Source organism: Synechococcus elongatus PCC 11801, assembly GCF_003846445.2.
In the GTDB taxonomy this organism is placed as follows: domain Bacteria; phylum Cyanobacteriota; class Cyanobacteriia; order Synechococcales; family Synechococcaceae; genus Synechococcus; species Synechococcus elongatus_A.
Map to the genome: position 1 here is coordinate 1,269,487 of NZ_CP030139.2, position 25,821 is coordinate 1,295,307.

General features: G+C 56.9%; 25 protein-coding genes and 1 tRNA gene. 17 read left to right on the forward strand and 9 right to left on the reverse strand.

Annotated features, from left to right (window positions below):
- Positions 1–2: 2 nt before the first annotated feature.
- The gene (locus tag DOP62_RS06060; protein ID WP_208676908.1) at positions 3–3,989 is read right to left on the reverse strand and encodes a magnesium chelatase subunit H; all 3,987 of its coding nucleotides are present in this window, start codon (positions 3,987–3,989) and stop codon (positions 3–5) included.
- Positions 3,990–4,278: 289 nt separating this feature from the next.
- Between DOP62_RS06060 and dapB the strand changes: the two genes are divergently transcribed.
- The 4 genes from dapB to DOP62_RS06080 all read left to right on the forward strand — a co-directional run bounded on the left by dapB (position 4,279) and on the right by DOP62_RS06080 (position 7,609).
- Entirely contained in the window at positions 4,279–5,100 is an 822-nt protein-coding gene (gene dapB, locus DOP62_RS06065; protein WP_208676429.1) for a 4-hydroxy-tetrahydrodipicolinate reductase, read from the forward strand.
- 9 nt (positions 5,101–5,109) lie between these two features.
- Entirely contained in the window at positions 5,110–5,790 is a 681-nt protein-coding gene (locus DOP62_RS06070; RefSeq protein ID WP_208676427.1) for a hypothetical protein, read from the forward strand.
- Positions 5,791–5,854: 64 nt separating this feature from the next.
- Positions 5,855–6,907 carry an N-acetylmuramoyl-L-alanine amidase family protein gene (locus tag DOP62_RS06075; RefSeq protein WP_208676425.1) on the forward strand — a complete coding sequence of 351 codons (1,053 nt, stop codon included), beginning with the start codon at positions 5,855–5,857 and terminating at the stop codon, positions 6,905–6,907.
- A gap of 150 nt (positions 6,908–7,057) precedes the next feature.
- Positions 7,058–7,609 carry a glyoxalase-like domain protein gene (locus DOP62_RS06080; RefSeq protein WP_208676423.1) on the forward strand — a complete coding sequence of 184 codons (552 nt, stop codon included), beginning with the start codon at positions 7,058–7,060 and terminating at the stop codon, positions 7,607–7,609.
- Positions 7,610–7,628: 19 nt separating this feature from the next.
- On the opposite strand, the gene glmM is transcribed toward DOP62_RS06080, so the two are convergent.
- Both glmM and DOP62_RS06090 read right to left on the reverse strand, forming a co-directional pair.
- Positions 7,629–9,047 (reverse strand): phosphoglucosamine mutase, encoded by a 1,419-nt coding sequence (gene glmM / locus DOP62_RS06085; RefSeq protein ID WP_208676421.1) that lies wholly within the window; start codon positions 9,045–9,047, stop codon positions 7,629–7,631.
- A gap of 63 nt (positions 9,048–9,110) precedes the next feature.
- Positions 9,111–9,290 (reverse strand): hypothetical protein, encoded by a 180-nt coding sequence (locus tag DOP62_RS06090; protein ID WP_208676419.1) that lies wholly within the window; start codon positions 9,288–9,290, stop codon positions 9,111–9,113.
- A 58-nt stretch (positions 9,291–9,348) separates the two neighbouring features.
- Between DOP62_RS06090 and DOP62_RS06095 the strand changes: the two genes are divergently transcribed.
- Entirely contained in the window at positions 9,349–11,421 is a 2,073-nt protein-coding gene (locus tag DOP62_RS06095) for a transglycosylase SLT domain-containing protein (RefSeq protein WP_370538897.1), read from the forward strand.
- A 24-nt stretch (positions 11,422–11,445) separates the two neighbouring features.
- Here the strand turns inward: DOP62_RS06095 and DOP62_RS06100 are convergent, their stop codons facing one another.
- Positions 11,446–11,718 (reverse strand): hypothetical protein, encoded by a 273-nt coding sequence (locus DOP62_RS06100; protein ID WP_261790039.1) that lies wholly within the window; start codon positions 11,716–11,718, stop codon positions 11,446–11,448.
- Between the two features lie 304 nt (positions 11,719–12,022).
- Complete coding sequence (locus DOP62_RS06105; RefSeq protein ID WP_208676417.1) at positions 12,023–12,427, reverse strand: NIL domain-containing protein; 405 nt, start codon at positions 12,425–12,427, stop codon at positions 12,023–12,025.
- A gap of 72 nt (positions 12,428–12,499) precedes the next feature.
- On the opposite strand from DOP62_RS06105, the gene txlA reads away from it, so the two are divergent.
- A complete protein-coding gene (txlA, locus tag DOP62_RS06110) occupies positions 12,500–13,075 on the forward strand; it encodes a thiol:disulfide interchange protein TxlA (protein ID WP_208676415.1) in 576 nt (191 codons plus the stop codon).
- 261 nt (positions 13,076–13,336) lie between these two features.
- Here txlA and nblA read toward each other — a convergent pair whose 3' ends face one another.
- Positions 13,337–13,516: a phycobilisome degradation protein NblA gene (nblA, locus tag DOP62_RS06115; RefSeq protein ID WP_208676413.1), complete on the reverse strand. Its 180-nt coding sequence runs from the start codon at positions 13,514–13,516 to the stop codon at positions 13,337–13,339.
- 349 nt (positions 13,517–13,865) lie between these two features.
- Here nblA and DOP62_RS06120 point away from each other — a divergent pair, with 349 nt between their 5' ends.
- Positions 13,866–14,270, forward strand: a complete 405-nt coding sequence (locus DOP62_RS06120) for a hypothetical protein (RefSeq protein WP_208676411.1) — start codon at positions 13,866–13,868, stop codon at positions 14,268–14,270.
- Here the strand turns inward: DOP62_RS06120 and DOP62_RS06125 are convergent.
- Positions 14,267–14,734: a hypothetical protein gene (locus tag DOP62_RS06125; RefSeq protein ID WP_261790038.1), complete on the reverse strand. Its 468-nt coding sequence runs from the start codon at positions 14,732–14,734 to the stop codon at positions 14,267–14,269. The two genes, DOP62_RS06120 and DOP62_RS06125, sit on opposite strands and share 4 nt — an antisense overlap.
- Before the next feature lie 54 nt (positions 14,735–14,788).
- Here DOP62_RS06125 and DOP62_RS06130 point away from each other — a divergent pair, with 54 nt between their 5' ends.
- The 10 genes from DOP62_RS06130 (at position 14,789) to DOP62_RS06175 (ending at position 24,385) form a co-directional block, all read left to right on the forward strand.
- Positions 14,789–15,727 (forward strand): histone deacetylase family protein, encoded by a 939-nt coding sequence (locus DOP62_RS06130; protein ID WP_208676399.1) that lies wholly within the window; start codon positions 14,789–14,791, stop codon positions 15,725–15,727.
- A 108-nt stretch (positions 15,728–15,835) separates the two neighbouring features.
- Complete coding sequence (trpD, locus tag DOP62_RS06135) at positions 15,836–16,882, forward strand: anthranilate phosphoribosyltransferase (RefSeq protein WP_208676397.1); 1,047 nt, start codon at positions 15,836–15,838, stop codon at positions 16,880–16,882.
- A gap of 57 nt (positions 16,883–16,939) precedes the next feature.
- Positions 16,940–18,115: a glutamine-hydrolyzing carbamoyl-phosphate synthase small subunit gene (gene carA, locus DOP62_RS06140; RefSeq protein WP_208676395.1), complete on the forward strand. Its 1,176-nt coding sequence runs from the start codon at positions 16,940–16,942 to the stop codon at positions 18,113–18,115.
- 50 nt (positions 18,116–18,165) lie between these two features.
- Positions 18,166–18,558: an STAS domain-containing protein gene (locus DOP62_RS06145; protein ID WP_208676393.1), complete on the forward strand. Its 393-nt coding sequence runs from the start codon at positions 18,166–18,168 to the stop codon at positions 18,556–18,558.
- Between the two features lie 2 nt (positions 18,559–18,560).
- The gene (locus DOP62_RS06150; RefSeq protein ID WP_208676903.1) at positions 18,561–18,977 is read left to right on the forward strand and encodes a Mini-ribonuclease 3; all 417 of its coding nucleotides are present in this window, start codon (positions 18,561–18,563) and stop codon (positions 18,975–18,977) included.
- Between the two features lie 41 nt (positions 18,978–19,018).
- Positions 19,019–20,578: a 23S rRNA (guanosine(2251)-2'-O)-methyltransferase RlmB gene (gene rlmB, locus DOP62_RS06155; RefSeq protein WP_370538898.1), complete on the forward strand. Its 1,560-nt coding sequence runs from the start codon at positions 19,019–19,021 to the stop codon at positions 20,576–20,578.
- A gap of 115 nt (positions 20,579–20,693) precedes the next feature.
- On the forward strand, positions 20,694–20,981 hold the full coding sequence (locus tag DOP62_RS06160; RefSeq protein WP_208676389.1) for a DUF1816 domain-containing protein: 288 nt from the start codon (positions 20,694–20,696) through the stop codon (positions 20,979–20,981).
- A gap of 100 nt (positions 20,982–21,081) precedes the next feature.
- Positions 21,082–22,521, forward strand: coding sequence for an Asp-tRNA(Asn)/Glu-tRNA(Gln) amidotransferase subunit GatA (gatA, locus tag DOP62_RS06165; protein ID WP_208676388.1), 1,440 nt, complete (start codon positions 21,082–21,084; stop codon positions 22,519–22,521).
- Complete coding sequence (locus tag DOP62_RS06170) at positions 22,472–23,383, forward strand: alpha/beta hydrolase (protein ID WP_370538899.1); 912 nt, start codon at positions 22,472–22,474, stop codon at positions 23,381–23,383. Before gatA ends, DOP62_RS06170 begins: the two co-directional genes overlap by 50 nt.
- 147 nt (positions 23,384–23,530) lie before the next feature.
- The gene (locus DOP62_RS06175) at positions 23,531–24,385 is read left to right on the forward strand and encodes a GNAT family N-acetyltransferase (protein WP_208676386.1); all 855 of its coding nucleotides are present in this window, start codon (positions 23,531–23,533) and stop codon (positions 24,383–24,385) included.
- Between the two features lie 104 nt (positions 24,386–24,489).
- Here the strand turns inward: DOP62_RS06175 and DOP62_RS06180 are convergent.
- Positions 24,490–24,562: transfer RNA gene (locus DOP62_RS06180), tRNA-Glu, on the reverse strand.
- Positions 24,563–24,654: 92 nt separating this feature from the next.
- Positions 24,655–25,818: a histidine kinase gene (locus DOP62_RS06185; protein WP_208676901.1), complete on the reverse strand. Its 1,164-nt coding sequence runs from the start codon at positions 25,816–25,818 to the stop codon at positions 24,655–24,657.
- Positions 25,819–25,821: the final 3 nt, after the last annotated feature.

Consider the following 25,821-nt stretch of genomic DNA (forward strand, 5'->3'; position numbering starts at 1 on the left):
ATCTACTCGACGCCTTCAATCCGGTCTTCGACCTCTTGATAGAGCTCTTGCAGACGCTGGATATTTTCGTCACTGGTTTCCCAGTAGCCGCGACCCGCAACCTCCAGCAGCGTTCCCACCATGCGGCGGAAGCTGTGGGGGTTGAGATCCATCAGGCGTTTCTGCATTTCAGGGTCAGAAATGAAGGTCGTATTCGCCTCTTCATAGACCCAGTTATCCACCGCACCCGCCGTTGCCGACCAGCCCGAGGTGTAGTTCAAGCGCTTGGCAATTTCCCGCACACCTTCGTAACCGCTGTTCAGCATCCCTTCGTACCACTTGGGATTGAGCAGCTTCGTCCGCGAATCCAGCCGCACCGTTTCGTTCAGCGTCCGCACTTGGGCATTCGCCGTCGTCGTGTCAGCAATAAAGCTGGCTGGCTTCTTGCCGTCTTCCCGCAGGCTCGCCACCAACTTGGTGGGATCGCTGTCGAAGTAGTGGCTCACATCCGTCAGCGAAATTTCCGACGAATCCAAGTTCTGGAAGGTCACATCCGCCGTCTTCAGCGATTCCCGGAACAGCTCCTGATTTTGGTTCATCATGCCGGGGTTGTCGCTGTCAAAAGCGAAGGACTTGCGTTCCAGATACATGTTCTGGAGTTCGCTTTCCTCTTCCCAGCTGCTGTTTTCCACCGCCAAGTTGACGTTGCTGCTGTAGCTGCCCGAAGCGTTGGAGAAAACGCGGCTCGCAGCTTGGCGCAGCTCAATGTTCAGCTTCTTCGCTTGCTCCAGCGAGTGCTTGCGCACATAGTTCATCTCCAGTGGCTCATCGGCTTCAGCGGCCATTTTCACCGCTTGGTCGATCAACGCCATTTGGTTGATGAACAGGTCGCGGAACACACCCGAGCAGTTGACCACCACGTCGACACGGGGACGACCCAGCTCTTCCAGCGGAATCAGCTCCAGCTTGTTGACGCGACCCAGACTGTCCGGCTTCGGCTTGACGCCCACAAACCAGAGGATTTGCGCCAGCGACTCACCGTAGGTCTTGATGTTGTCCGTGCCCCAGAGGACGCAGGCGATCGTTTCTGGCCAGTTGCCGTCATTTTCGGCCCGCTGGCGATCGAGCAGGCGATCGACCACCACTTTGGCCGATTGCACCGCTGCTGTTGTCGGAATCGACTGGGGATCCAGCGCGTGAATGTTGCGACCGGAAGGCAGCACATTGGGGTTACGAATCGGGTCGCCACCGGGGGCGGGCATCACATATTCGCCATCCAGCGCCTTGACGAGGTTCTGCATTTCCAAGTCAGCGCAGACTTGCTCCAAGCAGAACTGCAGGTAGTCGAACAGGACTTTCAGCGCTTCTTCGTCAACCTTGTAGCCCTTGGCTTCCAAGGCGCGTTGGTAGGCCGGTTTCAGTTTGATGTTGAAGAAGGCCAGCAGCTTCTCGATCCAAGCAAAGCGCTTGACCAGCGAGACACGGCCATCATTACCGGTGACTTCCCGCACCATGGCTGCCACCGAAGCCCGAACGGCCTCCGTGATCGACTGGTTGAGGTTGACGTCATCCAGCACGCCCAAGTCAGCGCTGCGGAAGATCTCTTCCATCTCGCGGCCAAGGCTACGAGCAATCAGGGTCGGTAGGCCGGTGATCCCTTCTTCGTCGCGATCGAGGCTCGCAATATTGACGAGGGTGGCGATCGCCTCTTCAGCGGTTGGCGGTTTGCCAATCACGTGCAGACCGCAGGGCAGCAGACGGCTCTCGATCTCCATCAGCTTGCGGTAGACGTTGCCCACCAAGCGATCGCGATCGTCGGCGCTCAGCTCTGCCGCATCAACGTCCGGTAGTTCCACGTCTTGGTCAAGGTTGACCTGACGGCAGGTTTCCACGATTGAGTTGCAGATGGCGACGCCACGGCCACTTTCCCGCAGAGTTTGGTAGCTGCCCACCAGTTCGCTCAGCTCTTTCAGCCCTTTGTAGAGGCCAGCATTTTCAGCGGGCGGCGTCAGGTAGCTGATCGTCTCGGCATAGCCCCGTCGCTTCGCGATCGTCGCTTCCGAGGGGTTGTTGGCGGCGTAGTAGTAGAGGTTGGGGATCGTGCCGATCAGGTTGTCGGGGTAGCAAGCGCCGCTCATGCCCATTTGCTTACCGGGCATGAATTCCAGCGAGCCGTGGGTGCCAAAGTGCAGGACCGCGTTCGCACCCCAAATGTGGTTGAGGTAGGTGTAGTAGGCGGCGAAGCCGTGGTGCGGGCTAGCGCTACGGCTGTAGAGCAACATCATCGGGTCACCTTCATAGCCGAAGGTCGGTTGCACACCGATGAAGACGTTGCCAAACTGCTTGCCGAAGATCAGCAGGTTTTCACCATCGCTGTTCAGTTGCCCCGGAGGTGGTCCCCAGTTTTCTTCAAGGCGATCGGCGTAGGGGGTCAGGCGCTGGTATTCGCTCACCGACATGCGGTAGGCGATGTTCAGCTCCGGCGAGGCGTATTGCGCTTGGGCATCGTGGATGACTTCCTCCATCAACGCCTTCGCGGTCTTCGGCATGCCTTCCACGGAGTAGCCCGCCGCTTTCAGCTCTTCCATGACGCGATGGATCGAGCCGAACACGTCTAGATAGGCGGCCGTACCGACGTTGCCCTTATCCGGCGGGAAGCTAAAGACGGTGATCGCCAGTTTCTTGGTTGCCCGAGGAGTGCGGCGCAGGTTGGCCCAGCGGATCGATCGCTCCGCGATCATCTCGACCCGATCTTGCAGGGTGTGAGCTTTGCCGGTGGCGCTATCGCGGCCAGACATGATGATCGGTTCAATCGCCCCATCCAACTCCGGAATGGCGATTTGCAGCGCCACTTGCACGGGGTGCAGACCGAGGTCACTTTCTTCCCACTCTTCGGTGGTTTGGAAGACCAGCGGCAACGCCACCATGTAGGGGCGATTCAGCTTTTTGAGGGTTTCGATCGCCTTAGGATGGTCTTGGCGAGCGGGGCCACCCACCAGTGCAAAGCCGGTTAGCGAGACAGTTGCGTCGATGATCGGCGTCTCAGGATCGAGCGGATCGAAGAAGTACTGCTGCACCGGCTTCGAGAAGTCGAGGCCGCCATTGAAGATGGGGATGACTTTAGCGCCGCGATATTCCATTTCGGAAACGACTGCGACGTAGTGCGCATCATCGCCGGTGACCAAGTGGCTGCGCTGCAGCACGAGGCCAATCGTTGGGCCGTCTTGCTTGGGCAGGTCTTGGCGCGACTGATACCAGTTGAGGTATTCCTTGAGGTCCTCAAACATCTGCGGGGCCAGCGGGTGCCAGATGCCTTGGTCGGGGTAAACGACCGGCTCCTCGAAGCTGACGTTGACGTCGCTGTCGGTTTTAAAGACGTAGCGATCGGCGATCATCAACAGGAAGTTTTCCAGGTTCTCCGGCGAACCGCCCAGCCAGTACTGGAAGCTGAGCATGAAGTTGCGAGCGTCCTGTGCCTTTTCAACTGGCAGGTATTTGAGGACGGTCGGCAGGGTGCGCAGCAGCTTGAGCATCGCGTCTTGGAAACCTGCGCCGCCGGCTTCCTTGCGCTTCTTCATGAAGCTGGCGATCACGCTCTTGCTTTGGCCCAGCTGCGCCATCGAGAAGGAGCCGAGCTTGTTGAGGCGCATCACCTCGGGCATCGAGGGGAAGACGATCGAAGCCTTCAGGCGATCGCGGACCGGTTGCACGGCGCTGACGACTTTTTCAGCCAGGTCTTCGATGAAGATCAGCGAGCCGATGAAGATATCGGCATCTTGCAGATCCGCTTTAAAGGCGTCGTAGTTCTCGGGGTCGCGCAGTTCCTCGATCAGGTAGCCGCTCAGTTCGACAGCGACTTGGTGGGAACCGGCATTGATCGACCGGACAGCAGCCGAAAGCGCGCTTTGATACTGGGCTTCCAAGACGACGTAGACCACTTTCAGCCGCGATCGCCCGTTAAGGTCCTCGGGCACGATGCGACGGATTGCGGACTTGACCTGGGTGAACATGCGCTTTGCAGCCTCCGGCGTGTTCTCGAGATGCGGGCGATCGGGTACAGGGTCGGCAAAAATACCCAATCGTGACAAATCACTCAAGATTGAGTTCTAACAGAAAATCCAGACTGGATGGGGCCTCCCGGCGATCGCAGATACAATTTGCAATCCCTTTTGACAAGTAACTTCACAAAACTTGACAGAATGGCGATCGCTCCTTTTTGTGCTGTGGCTAGGTCAGTTTCGACCGCGACCTGCCATTTCAGGAAACAATGGCAACAGTGCAAGATTCTGTGACTGGTTTATGGCTCACCCGATCCCCGTGGTTGTCAATGGCGCGACTGGCAAGATGGGGCGCGAAACGATCAAGGCGATCGCGGCAGCAGATGATCTGACCTTGGTGGGTGCGATCGCCCGCAGTGCTGATGTGCAAGGGCAAGACATCGGCGAGATCGTCGGGATTGGGCCGCTGGAAGTGCCGGTCACCAATGACCTCGAAGGGATGCTTTGCCTCGCTTCGCAGGAGCGGGAAGTGCCAGTCGTCGTCGATTTCACCCACCCTGATTGCATCTACGACAATGTGCGCAAGGCGATCGCCTACGGTGTGCGGCCAGTCGTGGGCACCACCGGCTTAACGAACGAGCAATTGCAAGAGTTGGCGGAATTTGCCGATAAAGCCAGCGTCGGCTGCCTTGTAATCCCCAACTTCTCAATCGGCATGGTGTTGCTGATGCAGGCTGCCATTCAAGCCAGCCGCTTCTACGACCACGTCGAGATTTTGGAGCTGCACCACGACCAGAAGGCCGATGCCCCCAGCGGCACGGCGATTAAAACCGCTCAGATGTTGGCGGAATTGGGCAAAACCTTTAATCCACCCAAGGTGACTGAGAAAGAGACAATGCCGGGTGCTCGCGGGGCATTGGGGCCCGAGAACATCCGCATCCACAGCGTCCGTCTGCCGGGTCTGATTGCCCACGAAGAAGTGATTTTTGGTGCGCCGGGTGAAATTTTGACGCTGCGCCACGACACGATGGACCGCAGTTGCTACATGCCGGGTGTGCTCCTTGCGGTGCGGAAGGTGCGGCAACTGACGGGGCTGATCTACGGCCTCGATCGCATTCTTTAAGCCAAGGCCATGTTGATTCCCATCACCGAAGCCAGCACTCGGCAACTGATTCCCGCGATCGCCACGGGGCCGCAATACCGCTACTGCTGGGGCAAGCCCCAGGACTTTTTGCGGCGGCTGCTGATCTCCGTGATCATGGCTGTGGGTGCATTACTGGCCGAAACCCTCGCGGGTGTTTCTGGTGAGATTGCCCTCGTTGTCGGTATTTTGGGCGGTCTCTATTGGTGGTGGGGACCAATTGCGCGGGCAGCGCAGCGCAACTACCGCCTACGCCGCTATCGCTATGCGGCTTTTTGGGAAGGAGAAATCGTCGATCTCTATCGCAGCCAAGCGCGGATTGGGACTGAAGAAACGGTGAATGCCCAAGGTCGCTTGGTGCTGATTGATAAGGTGGAAACCCGCGTCAACATTGAGGTCGTTGACGAGAACGACTTTGAGCTGCGACTGCAGGTCCCGATCAAAAACGACTACAAAAAGCTGCGGCGTGGGCAACTGGTGCAATTGCTCTTGTTCTCCAACGATCCGCAGCTGGCCAAACTGGAAGCCTACAGCGACGCCTACGTGCCAGCGCTCGATCTCTGGGTCAGTGACTACCCTTACCTCAGCCGAGATGCTTTCAAGTTCACTAGTGCTCGTTTGATTTCCGAAACGGAGGCGGCTCGCTATGATGACCGGGGTCGCCGCCGCTAGGGAACTGAACCTTCGCGCAGCGCATCATGGCCTTTGATAACTGTTCTCAATAGGAGAGAGAGGCGTGAACAAACGCTGGCCAGCTCGGAGCGCTGCTGTGGCGATCGCCTGTCTACCGGCTCTGATCAGCTTCGAAGCGCTACAGGCTCAGCCCGCGATCGCTCAGACAGCCAGTAATCGGCTCAAAAGCCTCGAGGTGACTGCCGAGGGTCAACTATTGCTCCGCACTGACCAACCGGTTCAGTTCGACTGGCGACCGGACATTGGTGGCAATTATCAGCTGATTCTGTTCAATACTCAGCTGCCCCTCAACTTCCGCACCCTTCCCCCTCCATTGACGCTGTTGCGCTTGGATGTCAATCGCCAAGGCAATGATGTGGTGATCAATCTGCGGACGCGATCGGGGAGTCGCCTCGAGACGCCAGTGATTACACCAGAAGGACTCTTGAGCCTGACGCTCCCCAAGCTAGCCAGCGTCCCGACACTCTCCACAGCGCCCCCATCATTCCTTTCAATTACGCCTAGTTTCGGCGCTGCTTCTCAGCCCGCTCAGACGGGACTGCCGCCCCTGAGTCGACCAGCAGTGATCGTGATCGATCCGGGTCATGGCGGCCGAGATCCAGGCGCGATCGGCATCGGTGGTATTCGCGAGACCGATATCGTGCTCGATATCTCCACCCAAGTCACCCGCCTGCTGCAAGCCCAGGGGGCACAGGTCGTGATGACGCGCCAAGACGATCGCGAGGTTGATTTAGCCCCGCGAGTGGCGATCGCTCAACGGGCGCGAGCCACAGTGTTCGTCAGCATTCATGCCAACGCTCTCAGCATGAGTCGGCCCGATGTTAACGGACTGGAAACCTACTTCTTCACAGCTGCAAGTCGACCGCTGGCACAGGCTATCCAAGACCGGATGATGCAATCTTTCCCCGACATGCGCAATCGCGGGGTCAAGCAGGCGCGCTTCTACGTGATTCGCCAAACCAGCATGCCCTCCAGCTTGGTAGAAGTTGGCTTTGTGACCGGCGCTCAAGATGCGGCCCGCCTTGCGGATCCCACCTTCCGATCGCAGATGGCACAGGCGATCGCCGCCGGGATTCTCGACTTCCTCAACCGCTAGGCAGTGGCTCCTCTCAATCTGTCAGCCGCGATCAGGCGCTAAGTCTGGGAGGCAGATCGGAGAATAAAGACAGGCTCCCAGTCCTGAATCAGCCCTGCCTACCCAGAGCTGGAAGTCATCTGTTCCCCACTCATCTGCCCTGTACTAACCATGATCTCGCCGCTACTCTGGGCTTCGCTGGTGCCCTGGGATCTGATGTTTTCAACCCAGGGAATCATGATTGGGCTATTGGCAGCCTATGCCGGTGCTCTGTGGCTATTCCTGAGCAGCACGCCGAAGGTGCATACGGTGCTGGTGTCAGATCTTGCTCAAGCGCAGATTTTCTACGAGCGGGTGCTGGGCTTGGCGGCGGCGGATGTGCCGCTGAACTACTACTACAACACTGAACAGGGGCTCGCTGGTCTGGGCTATGACGGGGCCCTGGGGATTGCGCCACCCTCACGCCTGGGTCGCGATCGCCTTCAAGATGGGCTCTGGTATCGGCTCAAGCGCAAAACCCAACTGCATGTGGTTGCGGGTGCCAATCCGGGCGATCGCCAGCGGTTGCGGCAGGTCTCTTTCGATCGCGATGGCCTGCAGCAAATCCTCAGTCGCATTCAAGCGCAAGGCTTACCTTTCAAGCTCAAACGACAACTACCCCTCCTGTTTCTGGTCAAAGACTGGGAAGGGCAGGTGATCGAGTTTGAAGAGCTGGAGGTTTAGTGGGTGATAGCCCTGCGGTCTACAGCAGCTGGGATTCCGCGACTTGAACTAGATGCGTGGTCCAGTGCTCAACCTGCTGGGCTTCTTCTGCTTCCACCATGATTCGCAGCAGCGGTTCAGTACCGGACGCCCGAACCAAGACACGACCGCGATCGCCCATATCCGCTTCGGCTGCTGCGATCGCCTGGGTCAAGGCAGTGCAATCTTGCCAATTGCAGCGGCGATCGCGATCTTCAACCCGCACATTGCGCAGAAGTTGCGGATAGGGACGGAAACTCTGATCAACGAGATCAGCGAGGGAGACACCGCTCGCTTGCACGAGGGCTGCAATGTGAGCTGCCGTCAGGGTGCCATCCCCAGTCAGAGCATAGTGGCGGCAGAGGATGTGGCCGGACTGTTCGCCACCCAGCATCGCGCCGCGTGCTTGCATTTCCGCTTGGACATATTGATCGCCGACAGCGGTGCGAACAAATTCGCCACCCACCGCTTGCCAAGCTCGCTCAAAGCCCAGATTGGCCATCACGGTCGTCACGATCGCCTGACCCGGAAGCTGTTGCTGCCGCTGTAGTTCCCGCCCCCAGAGGAAGAGGATGTGGTCTCCATCAACACTACGACCACGCTGATCAACGGCCAAAACGCGATCGGCGTCCCCATCAAAGGCAAAGCCCATGTCTGCACCCTGTTCGAGCACAGTGGCTTGGAGCCGTGCCAGATGGGTGGAGCCGCAGTTGACATTGATGCGATTGCCATCGGGCAGGTCATGTAGGGCTATGACCTCAGCCCCCAGCTCTCGGAAGAGCCGCGGGGCAAGCAGTGCAGCGGCCCCCCATGCTAAGTCGAGGACAATTTTGAGACCCTGTAGGTTGGTGCGGTGTCCCAAAGATTGGGCGATCGCAGCTTGGTAGTGATCGGCGAGTTGGGGTTGGTAGTAATGCTGCCCCCACGTCGTTGCAGGTAGGCTGGGCTGCTGACCCCGCAGTCCGGCTTCGATCGCCGCTTGGAGCTGGCGATCGAGCTTGCTGCCATCTGCGCCAAAGACTTTGATGCCGTTGTCACCCGGGGGATTGTGGCTGGCAGAAATCATCACGCCGCCGATGGCTTCGCTGTGATGCGTAAGGTAAGCCACCCCCGGCGTGGGACAAAGACCGAGATGCAAGACTTCGACCCCGGCAGCGGCCAGCCCCGAAGAGAGCGCCATCGCCAGCATATTGCTGGAATTTCGGGAGTCTTGTCCAACGACAACTGGTCCTTGATCGCCCACTGCTTGCCGCAGCACTTGTCCCGTCCAAAAGCCAACTTGCTGGGCCAGCGGTGCGGTGAGATGCTCACCGACGCGACCGCGAATGCCATCAGTGCCAAACAAAGGTCCCTGGCTAGCGATCGCTGCAATCCAAGGAGCTGCTTCGACTGCTGTTTCCCAACGTGCCGCTGAGACCATTCCACACACCTTCGCAGTTGGACAAAAGACGAATAGACACTGAGGACGCGCTTTCAGCCTGGATTAACGCCAGCGTCGCGGGGCGTAGAGGGCTTGCAATCCAAGAACTGCAGAGACCAGTAAGAGTAGCCAGAGGATAGCGCTTGGCAAGAAACCTAGCCAGCCCAGACCTCGCACAATCCAGACCACAGCCGTCACGGCCAAGCTGATTCCAAACCAACGATAGCGACGACGGTTGAACATAGACCGGGTAAATAGAACCCGCAGAAGATTCTAACGGTTGCAGTGTTACCCTAGGCCGATGTCTGCTCCTTCTCCCTCTACAGAATCCCCAAATCGCACCCCAACCCGATCGCTCTGGCGACGGCGGCGCACTTGGTTTCTTCTCAGCAGTGGCAGTCTTGGAGCAGCAGCACTCGTCGTCCTGCTAGGCATTTGGTGGCGATCGCCCACCCCCGAGACAGCGATCGCCCTGCGTCAGTCTGATTTTGCTGAGCTGCGCTGGCAATCGCGCTTCGCGATGGATGCTGCTACGCGTCAGCGGGCCCGTTTTCTCTATGCCCAAGCGATCGCCGCTGATCAACCACAAGCTGCCCTGCAAGCCATTCAAGGACTAGAGCGCTCCTATCCGCTCCTGGGGCCTTACATTCTCAAGCTACGGGCTCAACTGCAGACGCAGCTCGGACAAGACCCACAGGAAACTTGGCGGCAACTGCTCAGCAGCTATCCTGAGAGCCCCGTTCAAGCGGAAGCAGTTCTGGCACTTGAACAATGGGATGCAGCCGCGGCCGCGATTCAGCGCTGGCCCCGCTATCCAGCCAGCAATGAGTTGGCTCGCCAGCTCGCTCAGCAGCGTCCGACCGAGGCCAAGCGCTGGCTATTGCACATTGCCCAGTTTGGTCGCTATCGCTTTGATATTGATGCCGTTTTAGCTGAACTCCAAGCACAGCCCAATCTCACGGCCAGCGATCGCCAACAGATTGCCGATGCCTATTGGCAGCGAGACGACTATGCGACAGCCGCGGATCTGTACGCGCGATCGCCCCAAACCGATGAAACCCTCTATCGGCAGGCACGTAGTCGAGACCTCAGCAATCAACCTGAGCTAGCGCGATCGCTCTATCAACAGCTACTGCAGCGATTTCCCCAGTCCTCTGAACGGGAGCGGGCATTCGTTCACCTCGTCCGACTAGATCCAGCCAATCGCGATCGCTACCTGCAACTACTAGAACAGCAGTTTGCGCGCACCTTACCGGAAGCGTTGGGCTTGGCTGCAGCGACGGAACCGCGCTATCAACAAATCCTGCTGCAGCGCTTCCCCAATTCCCCAGAAGCTGCCGCCCTCCGCTGGCGACAAGCCTGGCAACAAGCAGAAGCGGGGAATCTGCCCCAAGCGATCGCTCTCGTCACCCAGACCCGCGATCGCAGCCCTGCCACAGAAGCTGCTGCCCAAGCGGGCTTTTGGCTGGGTCGTTGGCAATCTCAGCTTGGACAAACTGCCGCCGCGCAAGAGGCTTGGCAAACCGTGCTGCGGCAGCAGCCGGACTCCTACTATGCTTGGCGATCGGCGGCGGCACTTGGCTGGCCGGTCGGAGACTTTCTAACGCTGCAGGCGCAGCAACCTGCGTGGCCGCAAGCCCCATCACCCCAAGCGCTACCCGCAGGATCAGAGGTTCTCAAGGAGCTGTACATTCTCGGGCAAACGGAAGATGCTTGGCGGCTCTGGCAACAAGAAGGCCCTAGTGCTGATGCCAGTCCCAGCGATCGCTACATCTCTGCCCTGCTCGAAGCCAGCATCGCCCGCTACGATCTCGCCGCCAGTCTGCTGAAAAGCCTGCCGGTGGAGAGTCCGCTGCGCCAGCGGCCCGATTTTGTCAGCACTCTCTATCCGGTTGTCTTTGCTGAGGAAATTACAGCAGCGACTCAGCGCGATCGCCTCAACCCACTTTTAGTCTTGGGACTGATTCGGCAAGAGTCGCGCTTTCTGCCTGGTGCCACCTCCGTGGTCGGAGCCCGAGGCTTGATGCAATTGATGCCGGAAACAGCAGCAGAAGTTGCTACCGAACTGGGACTGCAGCAATATGATCTCGGCGATCCACAGACCAATATTCAGCTGGGCAGTCGCTACCTTCGCAACGTGCTGAACTATTGGCGCAATGACAGCTTGCTAGCGATCGCAAGCTACAACGCCGGGCCGGGCAATGTCGAGAATTGGGTACAGCGCTTTGGCCGTGATGACCGCGATCGCTGGATTGAGCAAATTCCCTTCCCTGAAACGCGAGACTATGTGGAAAAAGTCTTGGGTAACTATTGGAATTATCTGCGCCAAAGCGATCGCACTTTGAATCAGCGTATTCAGGAGTTAGGCCAATAGTCTGCGATTAAACAACGATTACTTTTAAGTCAGCTCAAACATTGAGCTGAGCGGGTGGTCGAGAGCAGCCGTTTGACTGATAAAAAGCTGAATCATTGGCGATCGTGCCAAAGTTATCGCATCGGTCTGATGCCAATGATGAGCTGTAATTCCGAGTCCACTACCAATCAGGGCTGCAATCAAGAGAGATAACCACGATCGCACCGTAGAATAGGCGCGAATCTGCAAATCAAGACGAGCGATCGCAATGACAGTACCAAGGATTAATAACGTAGCTAGTGCATTAATGTGAGTCAAGATCAAAACTGAGAGAACACTCGCAAAGATTACGAAGATAAAGGAGAATAGACTGGAGTCAAACCAACTTAAAAAGCGTGAGTTAATTAAGCTGCGAGGCACTGTACAAAGACTGATAATGAATAGATTCACAATAAGAATAAACGGCCAAAAGAGAATTGGCAGATGCCGAAAAAAAGGCATGCTATCAATCATTTCAAAGAGGCTGTGCCAATACCAGCCAAACGTCATGTAGGTAAATAGCACTAACCACCACGACGGAAGGAGAATCGAAGGCCTGCGCGTTGTAGTTGCCATGGTTAGATTACAAATTCGTTGCGATCGCTTGAACAGGACAAGCAGGAATACATTGTTCGCAAACGCTACAGCGCGGACGATCAAACTGCAGCTGGAAGGTTTTGGGATCGAGTCGGAGGGCTCCTGTTGGACAGACTCCCGTACAAAGACCACAGTCCACACAGCGATCGCGATCAATCACAATTTCAGCCGTCGTCAGCGAAACACTAATATCCTGTGATCCCATCCAGTCGATCGCGGCTTCAAGCGCATCAATATCTCCCGACAGTTCCACCACCAATTTGCCGCTTTGATTGGGGGTAATTTGAGCGCGAATAATGTTTGCAGCGACATTGAACTCTGTTGCCAACCGATAGGTAATTGGCATCTGGACAATTCGCCGTGGAAAAGTGAGGGTGACGCGCTTCTTCATAACTGTGGGGACTGTGCCCCAAGCGACTGGGCTTCGATAAACTGAGACTGTCCCGGCAATTCTAGAGTAAGTATGACTGCGGATAATTCTCTGCCTAGCCGTCTTCGCAATGTCTTGGTGCTTGCCGCAGCTCTTATTCTCACCATCCTAGTGCTGCTCGGTTCTCGTCAGCCTTCAGCAGCTGCATCCCTAGCAACTCTTGCTCAGTCCTCGACACCCTACGAAGTAGCGATCGCTAACGATCGCCCAATGCTGCTGGAGTTTTATGCCGACTGGTGTACCAGCTGTCAGGCCATGGCGGGTCGCCTTGCTGCCTTGAAACAGGACTATGGCGATCGCCTCGACTTTGTCATGCTCAACATCGACAACGACAAATGGCTGCCAGAAGTCTTGGACTACAACGTTGATGGAATTCCCCAGTTTGTCTATCTTGACGGTCAAGGCCAACCCCAAGGCATCAGTATTGGCGAGCTGCCTCGCTCCATCTTGGCGGCGAACCTCGACGCACTGATCGAGTCCCAACCTTTGCCTTACACCAATGCTCGGGGCAACCTTTCTGAGTTTTCAGCAGGCCTACAGCCCAGTCGTTCGAGCCAAAGCGACCCACGCAGCCACAGCAGTCAAGTTCAAGATAGCGTCCTGGATTAGCCGCAATGCGGCAGGGAATCTGCCTGCCATCAATCCAATTGCATGAATAAAAGACCTAAACTGCATCTAGCGATCGCCGTAGATAGCTTGCTCCAGCGATCGCAAATTGCTGGCTTGAGTCGCTAATGCTTATTCACTTTTTAGATTGAATTGCCAGCGATCGCTCTCAGCGCAATCGCGATTATAGTGGCCGGATCTGCCCGGAAGCACAGCACTCATCGCTGGGTCGACAACGCCTCGCGGGCAAGCCACACCCATGTCTTAGCTACCTTGGCGAATCATGCCTTTGAAGATGTTCTCGTGCGCCATCTTCTGGCGAACGACCTCGATGAACAGATCTTCTAAGGCTTCCCGCGAGATATTGCGGACCTGTTGGCGATACTTTTGCAGATCAAACTGCTGTTCCACGCTTAAAGAAAAATCAGGGAGAGGGGGGAGCATAAACGCCTCCTGCACTAACAAGGGACGGACTGTCTGGGACAGCGACTATTTCAGAATCTTTCTGAATTGTTACACAAAGTAACCAAGTCTTGACTAAGCGTCAATACTGCTATCTCAGATCTTATCTGTGTAGTGATTATTTACAATTTCGCGATCGCCACTGCTACCAGCGCTACAGAATTGCTGGAGCTGCGACATGGAGGTGGGTGATCCTGAGAAACGCTGCTGTCTTCCTGAGAGGCCGATCCCTTTTCAGGACGCTTGAGGAACAGCCACAGGCTGATGGAAGTCATTCGCTGCTGCCACTCAGAATGAAAGTGAGGCAGCAGCATTGGAGTGTGGGCCGACTATGCGTTACATCTTCTGGTCTCTCCTGGCGATCGCGGCAATCCTGCCTTTCTCGGCAGCACAGGCAGGGTCAGCTCGTATCGATCAGTCCCCCAACTTGCAAATGTCGGGCGTCTCAGGCGGTAACCGCGCCAGCGATTGTGGCTACATTAGCGATCGTCCCAACGAGCAAGTCACCATCAGCCCGCAGTATGTGGAGCAATCCGGCTATTTGCGGATCAGTGTGTCGGCGGCGGGCAACCCCACTCTGCTGATTGAAGGCCCCTCAGGCCGACTCTGTTCCATGGGGCAAGGGGGGCGTAGCCCTCAGCATGTCGGCGTTTGGCCAGCGGGGGTCTACAACATCTACGTGGGCGATCGCCAAGGTCAAAGCCATCCTTACCAGCTCATGCTGTCAGGGCGTTAGTCTTCGCTCAGATCTTGAACTTCGACGGCTTGCACGTCGAGGGTCCCCGGTGGTGTCAGTCGCACCAGTTGGCGATCCTTGACCTGGAGCACTTCGCCGCAGCCAGGACACTGCAGCTGAGACTGACCAAGACCGCTGACGGTTGTACCGCAAACGGGACAGGGTGCATTGACCAAGTTGCGGTTAATCCACCAGCGCAGGCCGAGGATTCCCAGAATTGGCAACAGAATCAGTAGCCCAACGAGACCAAATAAGGCATCCCGCAGCCAATTGGGCAAAAGGGATAACACCAGCACGATGACCGCGATTGTGGCCAGACTGCGCCACGGTGATGGGCTGGGACCATAGCCAAAGTTCACAGGGACCTCCTCGAGCGGTCGTTGTTTCCAGCTTGCCACTTGCTTGTTCCCCCGTACGCCGCGATCACCGATCGCAAGCTGGCGGAGTACCCTGCTTGACGCCATCGTTATGCCGGCGAGTAACTCGCTAGACTCGCGGAAGAACAACAGCGGTTGGCTATGGTTTCTGATCGAGTCCCTGTTATTTACAGCGATCGCTTTCTGGCGCATGAAACAGGGGCAGGGCATCCCGAACGGCCGGAACGCTTGACCGCAACAGTGGCTCACCTGCGATCGCAGCCTTGGAGAAACCAACTCGATTGGCGATCACCGACAACCTTGGAGGAGCGATCGCCGTTGCCTTGGATCGTGGCCTGTCACTCGCATCACTATCTGGAGACTGTCTATCAGTTGTCTGAACGGGGCGGGGGCTTGCTCGATCCTGATACCCCCTGCTCCCCAGCGAGCTATGACGTAGCCTTACTGGCGGTCAATGCTTGGCTGGATGGCATTGACCTCTTGCTCCAGCAGGAAGTCAGTGCTGCCTTTGCGCTGACGCGACCACCAGGTCATCACGCCTTAGCGACTCATGGCATGGGGTTTTGCCTGTTTGGCAATGCTGCGATCGCAGCGCGTTATGCCCTTGCGCAAGGTCTGACCAAAGTGGCGATCGTCGATTGGGATGTTCACCATGGCAATGGCACCCAAGCGCTGATTGATCATCAGCCAGCGATCGCCTACGTCTCGTTGCACCAAAGTCCGGCCTATCCCGGGACTGGGTCAGTGACAGAAACCGGCCTGTACGACAACGTTTGCAATTTGCCCCTGCCTCCCGGCAGCGATGGACAGGACTATCGCCAGTGCTTTAAGCAGTCGGTCTTGCCATTCCTGCAGTCTTGGCAGCCGCAGCTCCTGATTGTCAGTGCGGGCTACGACGCAGCAGCAGCTGATCCGCTCGCGAATATGCGCTTGCAACCAGCTGACTATGGCGATTTGACGCGCCAGTTGCGATCGCTGCAGGTACCGATTCTGTTTGGCTTGGAGGGCGGATACGACCTCACGGCCTTGGCCGCTTCGGTTGCTGAAACGATCGCCGCTTGTCTAGAACCCCTGCCGTAGTTGCCCTTATGGCTATGGCGATGCGAGGGGTGGAACCCGAACCATGGCGTTGAGCCAGCCTCGGTCGCGATCGGTTCTAAAATCGAGCCAATTGCCTGAACTGTTGCCATGATCGTTGCACCGCCTGCCTTCGCCGAAGCTCAAGTCCTGCTGCAACGTCTGTTGACCCAAGAGTCGCTGGGGGCAGTGCAGTCTCGGGAATTGATGCAGCAGTGGCTTTCAGGAGCGCTGCCGGAGGCCCTGGCTGGTGCCCTTTTAGCTGCCTTGCAAAGTAAAGGGGTCGACGCCCAAGAGCTGGCGGCGATGGCACAAGTGCTGCAAGAACAGGCCGTCACGGTTGACAGCCGCGATCGCACAGAACCTTTGGTGGATACCTGCGGAACGGGCGGTGACGGTGCCGAAACCTTCAATATTTCTACGGCAGTGGCGTTTGTCACTGCTGCCGCTGGCGTCAAGGTGGCTAAACACGGCAATCGTTCAGCTTCTGGCCGAGTGGGCTCCGCAGACGTGCTCGAAGCCTTGGGGCTCAACCTCGCGGCCCCAAGCGATCGCATTCATGCGGCGGTGGATGAAGTTGGCATAACCTTCCTGTTTGCCCCAGGCTGGCATCCGGCCATGAAAGCAGTAGCCCCGCTGCGCAAAATTCTGGGGGTGCGCACCGTTTTTAATCTGCTGGGTCCTTTGGTCAATCCGCTACGCCCCACTGGACAAGTTATTGGCGTCTACAACCCCGGGCTGCTGCCGACCATCTCCGGTGCGCTCGCAGAGCTGGGCGTGCGCCGAGCGATCGTGCTGCATGGGCGGGAAGGGCTGGATGAGGCTGGCCTTGCTGACTGTACTGATCTGGCGATCGTGCGCGAGGGGCAACTCAGTCAACAGGTTGTTGATCCCCGTGATCTGGGGCTCACCCACGCCCCCACAACTGCGCTCAAAGGCGGCAGTGTGGAAGAAAATGCCGACATTCTCAAAGCCGTTTTGCAGGGCAAAGGCACGCGGGCTCAACAGGATGCCGTGCTACTGAATGCTGCTCTAGCGCTGGAGGTTGGCGAGCAAGTCGATCGCCTCGATCAAGGGGTGGAATTGGCGCGCTCGGTTTTGGCTAGCGGTGCTGCTTGGCAAAAGCTAACGGAGTTGGCTGCGTTTCTGCGCGACTGAGTGTGACTGGCGCACTGCTAGTCAGAAATCTGCCTGCGATCGCGAGCCAGTGCGATAATGGTTCGGATCTCGGGCTTTTGCTGCGTTATGTCCCTTGCTGAACGCCAAGCGGCGATTCTCGTCTTGGCCGACGGGTCGGTTTTCCAGGGTTATGCCTGCGGTGCATCCGGCACCGTCATCGGTGAAGTGGTGTTTAACACCGGCATGACTGGCTACCAAGAAGTATTGACCGATCCCAGCTACTGCGGCCAGATTGTCAGCTTCACCTATCCAGAACTCGGAAATACTGGGGTGAATCCTGAGGATGAGGAGTCGGCACGCCCCCAAGTCAGTGGCCTGATTGCCCGCAATATTGCTCGCTTACATAGCAACTGGCGTGCTGAGAAATCGTTGCCAGACTACTTAAGTCAGCACAACATCGTCGGCATCTATGGCCTCGACACCCGAGCGCTGACTCAGCACCTGCGATCGACGGGGGCTATGAACGGCGGCATCTCTACGACCATCCTGGATCCAGCGCAGCTCTGGGAAGAAGTGAAAGCGGCTCCCTCAATGGAAGGGCTGAACCTGGTGGGGCAAGTCACAACCGATCGCCCTTACGAGTGGCAAACCCCTACGAGCCAAACCTGGGAATTTATTGAGGCGCCAACAGCAGAATCGCTGACTGTTGTGGCGATCGACTTTGGCGTCAAGCGCAATATTCTGCGCCGCTTGGCCAGCTATGGCTGCCGTGTGATTGTCGTCCCTGCTGACACCCCCATCGAAGAGATCCTGCGACATCAGCCCGATGGTGTGTTTCTGTCTAATGGTCCTGGCGACCCATCGACGGTTCGCAGCGGGATTGAAACGACTCAAGCCCTTTTGAAGACAGGATTGCCACTGTTTGGAATCTGTTTGGGACACCAAATTCTTGGATTGGCCTTGGGTGCCCAAACGTTCAAGCTCAAGTTTGGCCATCGCGGCCTCAACCATCCCTGTGGCTTATCTCAGCAAGTAGAAATCACTAGCCAAAACCACGGCTTTGCGATCGCGGCAGATTCTTTAGGCCCTGAGATTGAGGTAACCCACCTCAATCTCAACGATCGTACGGTTGCTGGTTTGCGCCATCGGCAGTTGCCGGTCTTTTCCGTGCAATATCATCCCGAAGCAAGCCCAGGCCCGCACGATTCTGACTATCTCTTCCAGCAATTTGTGACCTTGATGCGCGATCGCCAACTCACTCCAGTGGGTTAGACCAGTTGCAGCTCTGGCTACCCTACCCCTATACTTGAGCGTCTGCTGAGATGACAAAGCTGGAGGATACGGCCATTCGCGAAACACTCGCCCTGACGGTTAGTTTGCGAGGAACCGTAGAAGTCAGGGACGATTACCAATTGTTCCGTCTCACGGGTCAGCTCGATGCTTTCTCGGAGCCAGCCTTCCGCAAGGTTCTTGGCAAGAGCCTAGAAGATGGGCCTAAGCATGCTATCTTAGATCTTTCGAAGATCGATTTTATCGATAGCTCTGGCCTCGGTGCTTTGGTTCAACTTGCAAAGCAAGCCCAAACCAACAAAGGAAGTTTACAGATTGTCACGAATCCCCGCGTCACTCAGACGGTGAAGCTCGTGCGACTTGAAAACTTCTTGGCGCTTCAGCCATCGGTGGACGCTGCGCTGTCCAATATCAGCGTGTCTTGAGTTTGTTCGTTCCCGAGTCAGACCCCCTCCGCGGCGATCGCCGCTTGAGTCCTGCGGCAGCTAAGCAACTGTCGCCCCAGGCACTAGCCTACCTAGGAGATGCCCTCTACGAATTCTATGTGCGCCTGCGATTGTTACTGCCGGCGCAACGTTCTCATCAGTTTCATCAGTCTGTGGTCGCTGCAGTGCGAGCCGAACGCCAAGCTGAACTGTTGATGAGCCTTCTACCGCTGTTGACAGCGGAAGAACTTGAGATTGTCCGTCGAGGCCGCAATGCGGCTGGACGAGTGCCACGCCGCCTGACTGCGGAATGCTATCAGCAGGCAACAGGGTTAGAGACCCTGCTGGGCTATCTCTATCTGTGTGATCCTCAGCGCTTGCAAGCGCTGCTCCAACTGCTGCCCGTCACTGAACATTGACGCCAGCCCTTCTGAATTTTTCTTCACGCGCGAGCTTTTTCATGTCTGACTATTCGGATCGTTCTGACTTTTCTGAACGTCAAGATCGTTCGGGTGACGATCGCCCTAATTTTCGTCGTTTTGACCGCGATCGCCCGAGTGGGGGTCGCCGTTTCGAAGGCCGTTCTGAGGGCGGTTACCGCGGTCGGGATGACCGGGGAAGCGGTGGCGGCTATCGCCAAAATCGCGATGACCGCGGTGGATTCCGCGGTCGGGATGATCGAGGCGGTTATCGGGGTGGCGATCGTGATCGTCCGAGCGAAGGTCGTCGTTTCGAAGGCCGCTCTGAAGGTGGTTACCGCGGTCGGGATGACCGGGGAAGCGGTGGCGGCTATCGCCAAAATCGCGATGACCGTGGTGGATTCCGTGGTCGGGATGATCGAGGCGGTTATCGGGGTAGCGATCGCGATCGTCCGAGCGAAGGTCGTCGTTTCGAAGGTCGCTCGGAAGGCGGTTACCGCGGTCGAGATGACCGGGGAAGCGGTGGCGGCGGCTATCGTCAAAATCGCGATGACCGTGGTGGATTCCGCAGCGATCGCCGCGATGATCGGGGTGGTTTCCGGGGTCGGGATGACCGCGGCGGCTACCGTCAAAACCGTGATGAGCGGGGTGGATTCCGCAGCGATCGTCGCGATGATCGCGATAGCTTCCGTCCCAGCCGCGATCGTGAGCTAAATCGAGAAGTCAATACCAGTCCTGCTGGCGACCAAGAAGCAACGGATCATGAATTGATCTATGGCCGTCATGCGGTGCTGGCCGCGCTGCAAGGCAATCGCACCCTCAATCGCATCTGGGTAACGCCGCGTCTGCGTTACGAATCAACTTTCCTGGAGCTGATTGACGCCGCCAAAGCGAATGGTGCGGTCGTGGATGAAGTACCTGTTGAGCGGATTCGTCAGCTGACTGATGGTGCTGTTCACCAAGGGATTGCCGCTCAAGTTGCGCCTTACCCTTACCAAGAGCTCGGCGATCTCATCGCTCAAGCAAAAGCGACTACCACTGATCCCGTGATTGTTGTGGCGGACGGGATCACCGATCCCCATAACTTGGGTGCCATCATCCGTACGGCAGAAGCCTTGGGTGCTCATGGTTTAGTGATCCCGCAGCGACGAGCTGTCGGCGTCACTGCAGCAGTGGCCAAAGTGGCAGCAGGCGCTTTGGAAAGCTTCCCTGTGGCGCGGGTGGTTAACCTCAATCGCGCTCTCGAAGAATTGAAGGATGCAGGCTTCTGGATCTATGGCGCAGCTGGCGAAGCGCGCCAATCGATCCATGAGACCAGCTTCAGTGGTCCAGTGGTGCTGGTTGTGGGCTCCGAAGACGAAGGCCTCAGCTTGCTGACACGGGAGCGCTGCGATCATCTGATTTCCATCCCACTGCGCGGCAAAACCAATAGCCTCAATGCTTCGGTTGCTGCTGGGATGGTGCTCTACGAAGTGAGTCGGCAACGGCAACAACTGACCCATCATCTCGAGGGGATCGCTGGCAGCAGCGCCACAGCGTTGACAACAGCAGCAGTTGAATTTGCTGGAGCAGCAGCTGGCCTTGGGGAACTAGGGCTCTAAGCGCCTACCAGTGAATTGAAAAATCGAGAGGCTCGGAGTATAACCATGCCTAAGTGCGACCCGCCTCTCGGTTGCCCTTCATTTTCTCCTGATCTTACGCGAGGTCTCGGCATCGATGATTAATCTCGCCCATGCGATCGCTGCAAACCTAGGTCTGGCTATCTGGGTTGAGATTCAAACGGATAGCCCAGTCTGCACCTATTACTTTGGGCCGTTTCTGTCCCGAGCATCGGCAGAAGCTGCAGTTGAAGGGTACAAGGAAGACCTACTGCAAGAAGGGGCTCAGAATATTCGCGTCAAGATCCAGCGTTCTAAGGAACCGGAAGTCTTGACAGTGACCGAGGATTGGGGCTCTTATCCTCGATCCTCTTCTCCCACGCCGATTTTTAGCGGCCAGCTATAGACAGGGTCGGAGAGGGTCGATCTCCTCTCCGAGATGTTAGGAGCCGCCGCCCCGGCTTCTATACTGAAGAGTGACTTTTTCAGGAGTGCTGGGGCGCTACATGGCTTCAATTCGGGAACTGCACAGCCAACTAGTTCGCAAGGAGCGCAGTGCAGTCGAAATTGCTGAAGCAGCGCTACAGCGCATCACTACCCTTGAGCCACAGCTCAAAAGTTTTTTGCATGTCACCGCTGAGCAAGCGGTCGCCCAAGCCAAGGCAGTCGATCAACGCCTTGCTGCCGGTGAAGAGATTGGCCTCCTAGCAGGCATTCCGATCGGCATCAAGGACAACCTCTGCACTCGTGGTATTCCGACTACCTGCGCTTCCAAGATTTTGCAGGGATTTGTGCCCCCCTATGAGTCCACTGTGACCCAGCGCCTCGCGGCAGCGGGAGCTGTGGCGGTTGGCAAGACGAACTTGGATGAGTTTGCCATGGGCAGCTCAACTGAGAACTCTGCCTATCAAACAACGGCTAACCCTTGGGATTTGACCCGTGTTCCGGGCGGCTCGTCTGGTGGTTCGGCAGCAGCAGTGGCAGCTGATGAATGCGTGGTCGCTTTGGGCTCAGATACGGGCGGCTCAATTCGTCAACCAGCAGCTTTTTGTGGTGTCGTGGGCCTGAAACCGACCTATGGATTGGTTTCTCGCTATGGCTTGGTGGCCTACGCTTCTTCACTCGACCAGATCGGGCCCTTTAGTCGCAGTGTTGAAGACACAGCAATTCTGCTGGGTGCGATCGCCGGTCATGATCCAAAGGATGCCACTAGCCTCAAAGTCGAGGTACCGGACTATACCCAATTTCTCCAGCCCAGCTTGGCAGGTCTCAAAGTTGGGGTGATTGCCGAAACGGTAACCGACTCACCAGCAGGACAAGCCGTGCAAGCAGCCTTGGAAGTTCTCAAAGGGCTTGGGGCTGAAATCCGAGAAATCTCCTGTCCTCGTTTTGCCTACGGACTACCGGCCTACTACATCATTGCGCCCTCGGAAGCCTCAGCCAACCTCGCGCGCTACGACGGGGTCAAGTATGGCTATCGCGCTGAAGATGCCGAAACGCTCCTTGAGATGTACTGCCGGACACGGGCCGAAGGCTTTGGCAGCGAGGTCAAGCGCCGGATCATGATTGGAACCTATGCGCTGTCAGCGGGCTACTACGATGCCTACTACCTCAAAGCTCAGAAAGTTCGCACGTTGATCAAGCAGGATTTTGAAGCGGCCTTTGCAGAAGTCGATGTTTTGGTCTCGCCCACGACGCCGACAACCGCCTTCAAAGCAGGCGAAAAAACGGCAGATCCGCTGAGTATGTATCTCTCAGATTTGATGACGATTCCGGTGAACTTGGCGGGCTTACCTGGACTGAGCTTGCCCTGTGGCTTTGACGACGCCGGCCTGCCCTACGGTTTGCAGGTCATCGGTAACGTCTTGCGAGAAGATCAAGTGCTGCATGTCGCCTATGCCTATGAGCAGGCTACAGAGTGGCATTTGCGGCAACCTGCTCTCTAGCCTGATGCTGCGATCGCTCCTACTGATCCTGTTGGGGCTAGGCATTGCAGTGCTGCTCCTGCTAGCTGGCATTTGGATCGGGCAGTCTCGGCTGATTTTTCGGCCTGCCAAGGATGAGCCCTTACCCAAAGCCCTGTTGGAATATCAACCTGAAGAGGTCTGGATGGCCTTGCAGCCCCAAGCTGCGCGATCGCCTCGCCTTCAAGCCTGGTGGTTTCCCAATCAAGGCGCGACACCCTGGACGGTTTTGTACTTGCATGGTGTGCGAGGACGCTGGGCTGACACAGAAGATCGACTCCTACAGCTGCTGTCTTTGGGGCTGTCAGTGTTGGTCTTGCAGTATCGCGGCTATGGTCGTAGCCCCGGGCCTTTCCCCAATGAACGGCGCGTCTATGCCGATGCAGAAGCCGCAGTTACCTACCTTGCGCAAGAGCGAGCCATCCCTAGCGATCGCTTGCTGGTCTGTGGCCATTCGCTCGGTGGTGCGATCGCAGCCGAGTTGGCAAACCGTCAGCCTAAGCTGGCGGGCTTAATTCTGGAAGGATCCTTCAGCTCAATGCGGGCAATGACTCAATATCGCCGTCGTTTTGCTTGGATTCCAAACTGGCTACTCCACCAACGCTTTGATACCCTCGCCAAGTTGCGTCAGTCCTCGGTTCCAGTGTTAATTTTGCACGGCGAAGCGGATACCGAGGTTCCCGCTTTGATGAGCGAAGCACTCTTTTTGGCAGCGGCGGGACCGAAACAACTCTGTCAGATTCCTGAGGCCGGTCACAACGATTTACCCAAGCTGGCGGGCGATCGCTATCGGCAGGCTATCCAACGCTTCCTTGATCTCGTTGCAGCTCGCCCACGCACTTAACAAGCCCCGTTAGCGTTTCCAAACGCACTAGTGGTCACATTCCTCTTAACTGGTCAGATCGTTGCCACTTCGTCACCACTGGGCATGCTAGGGCAGGTCAATTTCCAGATGCGAGATTGATCTCTGTACGGCTGCTGGAGATCGAGGATGACGAGTGCCCGCTATGCGATTCGCCCAATGACGCGATCGGATTTGGATGTGGCGATCGCTTGGGCAGCGGCAGAAGGCTGGAATCCTGGACTCGATGATGCAGACAGCTTCTATGCGGCTGATCCCACAGGTTTCTGGATGGGGTGGCTAGGGGATCAACCAATCGCAAGTCTTTCTACGGTCAAATATGGCGATCGCTTTGGGTTTGTCGGCTTTTATATTGTTGTGCCCCAGTATCGAGGCCAGGGCTATGGCTGGGCGATCTGGCAGGCTGGACTTGCAAGTTTGGGCGATCGCCTAATTGGTCTGGATGGGGTTGTTGCCCAGCAGGACAACTATCAGCGATCGGGCTTTCAATTGGCCTACCGAAACCAGCGCTATAGCGGCCCGAGTCATGCACTCGAGTCAGCCTTACCCGCTGCGATTCGTCCGGTAGAACCAACAGATTTTCCCGCACTCCTCACCTACGATCGCCAGCTTTTTCCTGAAGATCGCCGCCCATTCCTCGAAAAATGGCTGACTCAACCGCGAGCGATCGCCCTAGGCTATTTCACACCTCAAGGCTTGCAGGGCTATGGCCAGATTCGACCGAGTCATACTGGCTATCGCATCGGTCCCCTGTTTGCGGATCATCCTGAGATTGCAGAGCAACTCTTTGCCGCGCTGCAGAGTCGGATTCCAATCGGTCAGTCCATTTTTTGGGACATTCCCACAGTCAATACCGCGGCGATCGCGATCGCGACAGCCCAGGGCTTCACACCGATGTTCGACACTGCTCGCATGTATCGAGGCACCGCACCGGCGGTTTCCCTCGATCGCCTCTATGGGGTCACCAGTCTGGAGCTGGGATGACTCGCTGGATGGCTGCGCGATCGCCAACTAAAACAAAAGCCCTACTCAAATCTGAGTAGAGCCTTGATTTTTTGAAAGACTTTATACCAAGTCTTTCTTTTTAATACCCCCAAGGGGATTCGAACCCCTGTCGCCTCCGTGAAAGGGAGGTGTCCTAGGCCTCTAGACGATGGGGGCAAGTCGCATCGACAATTAAGAAACTATCGAATTTCGAAAGCCGTGTCAAGCCTTTACAGCCAAGAATTTGAGCGATGCTCCTTCAACGGGCATTAGCAAGGCTGCGTATAGCGATAGACCGGCATTGTGAAGTGAAAGGTGCTGCCCTGGCCGAGCTCCGAATCTGCCCAGATGCGACCAAAGTGTGATTGGACAATGCGTTGGCAGACCGAGAGCCCAATGCCATAGCCCTCTTGGTTGCTATCGCGGGAGAGCCGGACGAGGTTTTTGAAAATCACGCTGAGCTGGTCGCGGGGAATGCCAGGGCCAGTATCGCTAACGCTGATCTGGACTTTCTGGCTGGTGCGGTGGAGGGCCGCGATCGTGATTGTGCCGCCGACAGGGGTGTACTTGATGGCGTTGTCGAGCAGATTGACTAAAACTTGTCGGAGTCGGTCAGGATCAGCGTAGAGCGTCGGCAGATCGCCGGGGACGTCTGTTTTGAGCTGCTGTTGCTTACTGTGCCAGCGATCGTGGAGTTGTTCGAGCACTTGCTGCAGGAGTGGCTCAAATACGACTTCGCGCGGGTTGATCTGGAGGGTTTCGCCCGAATCACGAGTCGCTTCCAAGATTTCAGCGACCATGCGCTCAATTTCGCGCAGTTGCGATCGCGCTTGATCAAAGAGGCTGCAGAGCCCCTGCATTTCCTTGGCGGCGGCGGCGGAAAAAGACTGACTGCGGATTTGGATCGTATCGATCGCCAACATCGCAGCTGTCAGGGGATTGCGGAGATCATGGGCTACCAGAGCAATCACCTGCTCTAGGAATTTGGTGCGCTCCGAGAGATCGGCGTACTGCTGTTGCAGTTGAAAAAAAGCATCTGCTTGCTGCAGAGCTGGGGTTTCTGGCTGCCCCAGTTCCGTGAAAGGAATATTGGAATTTGGTGAATCACGATCGGCAAAAAAGGCTTCTTGCTGAATGAGCCACTGCGGCAATTGAGTCGCGAGTTGCTCGGTCAGATGAATGCCACTCAGGACTTGGCGAGAGCCAGGACCGATCTTCACCAGCGCAGGGGTAACCACCAACCGGTAGTACTCCACCAGTTGCGGCTGATCAGCCACGTTGATCACTTGCAAACTGATCGGGACACTGGCTTCGACGGAAGCCAAAATCTTCTCTACTCGCCGAACCGTGTTCTGCGAGAGAGGACGCGTATCCACAAACAGTTGCAACAGCAACGGTTGAGCCAGTGCTTGGGGTGACAGAGACTCTCCCATTAA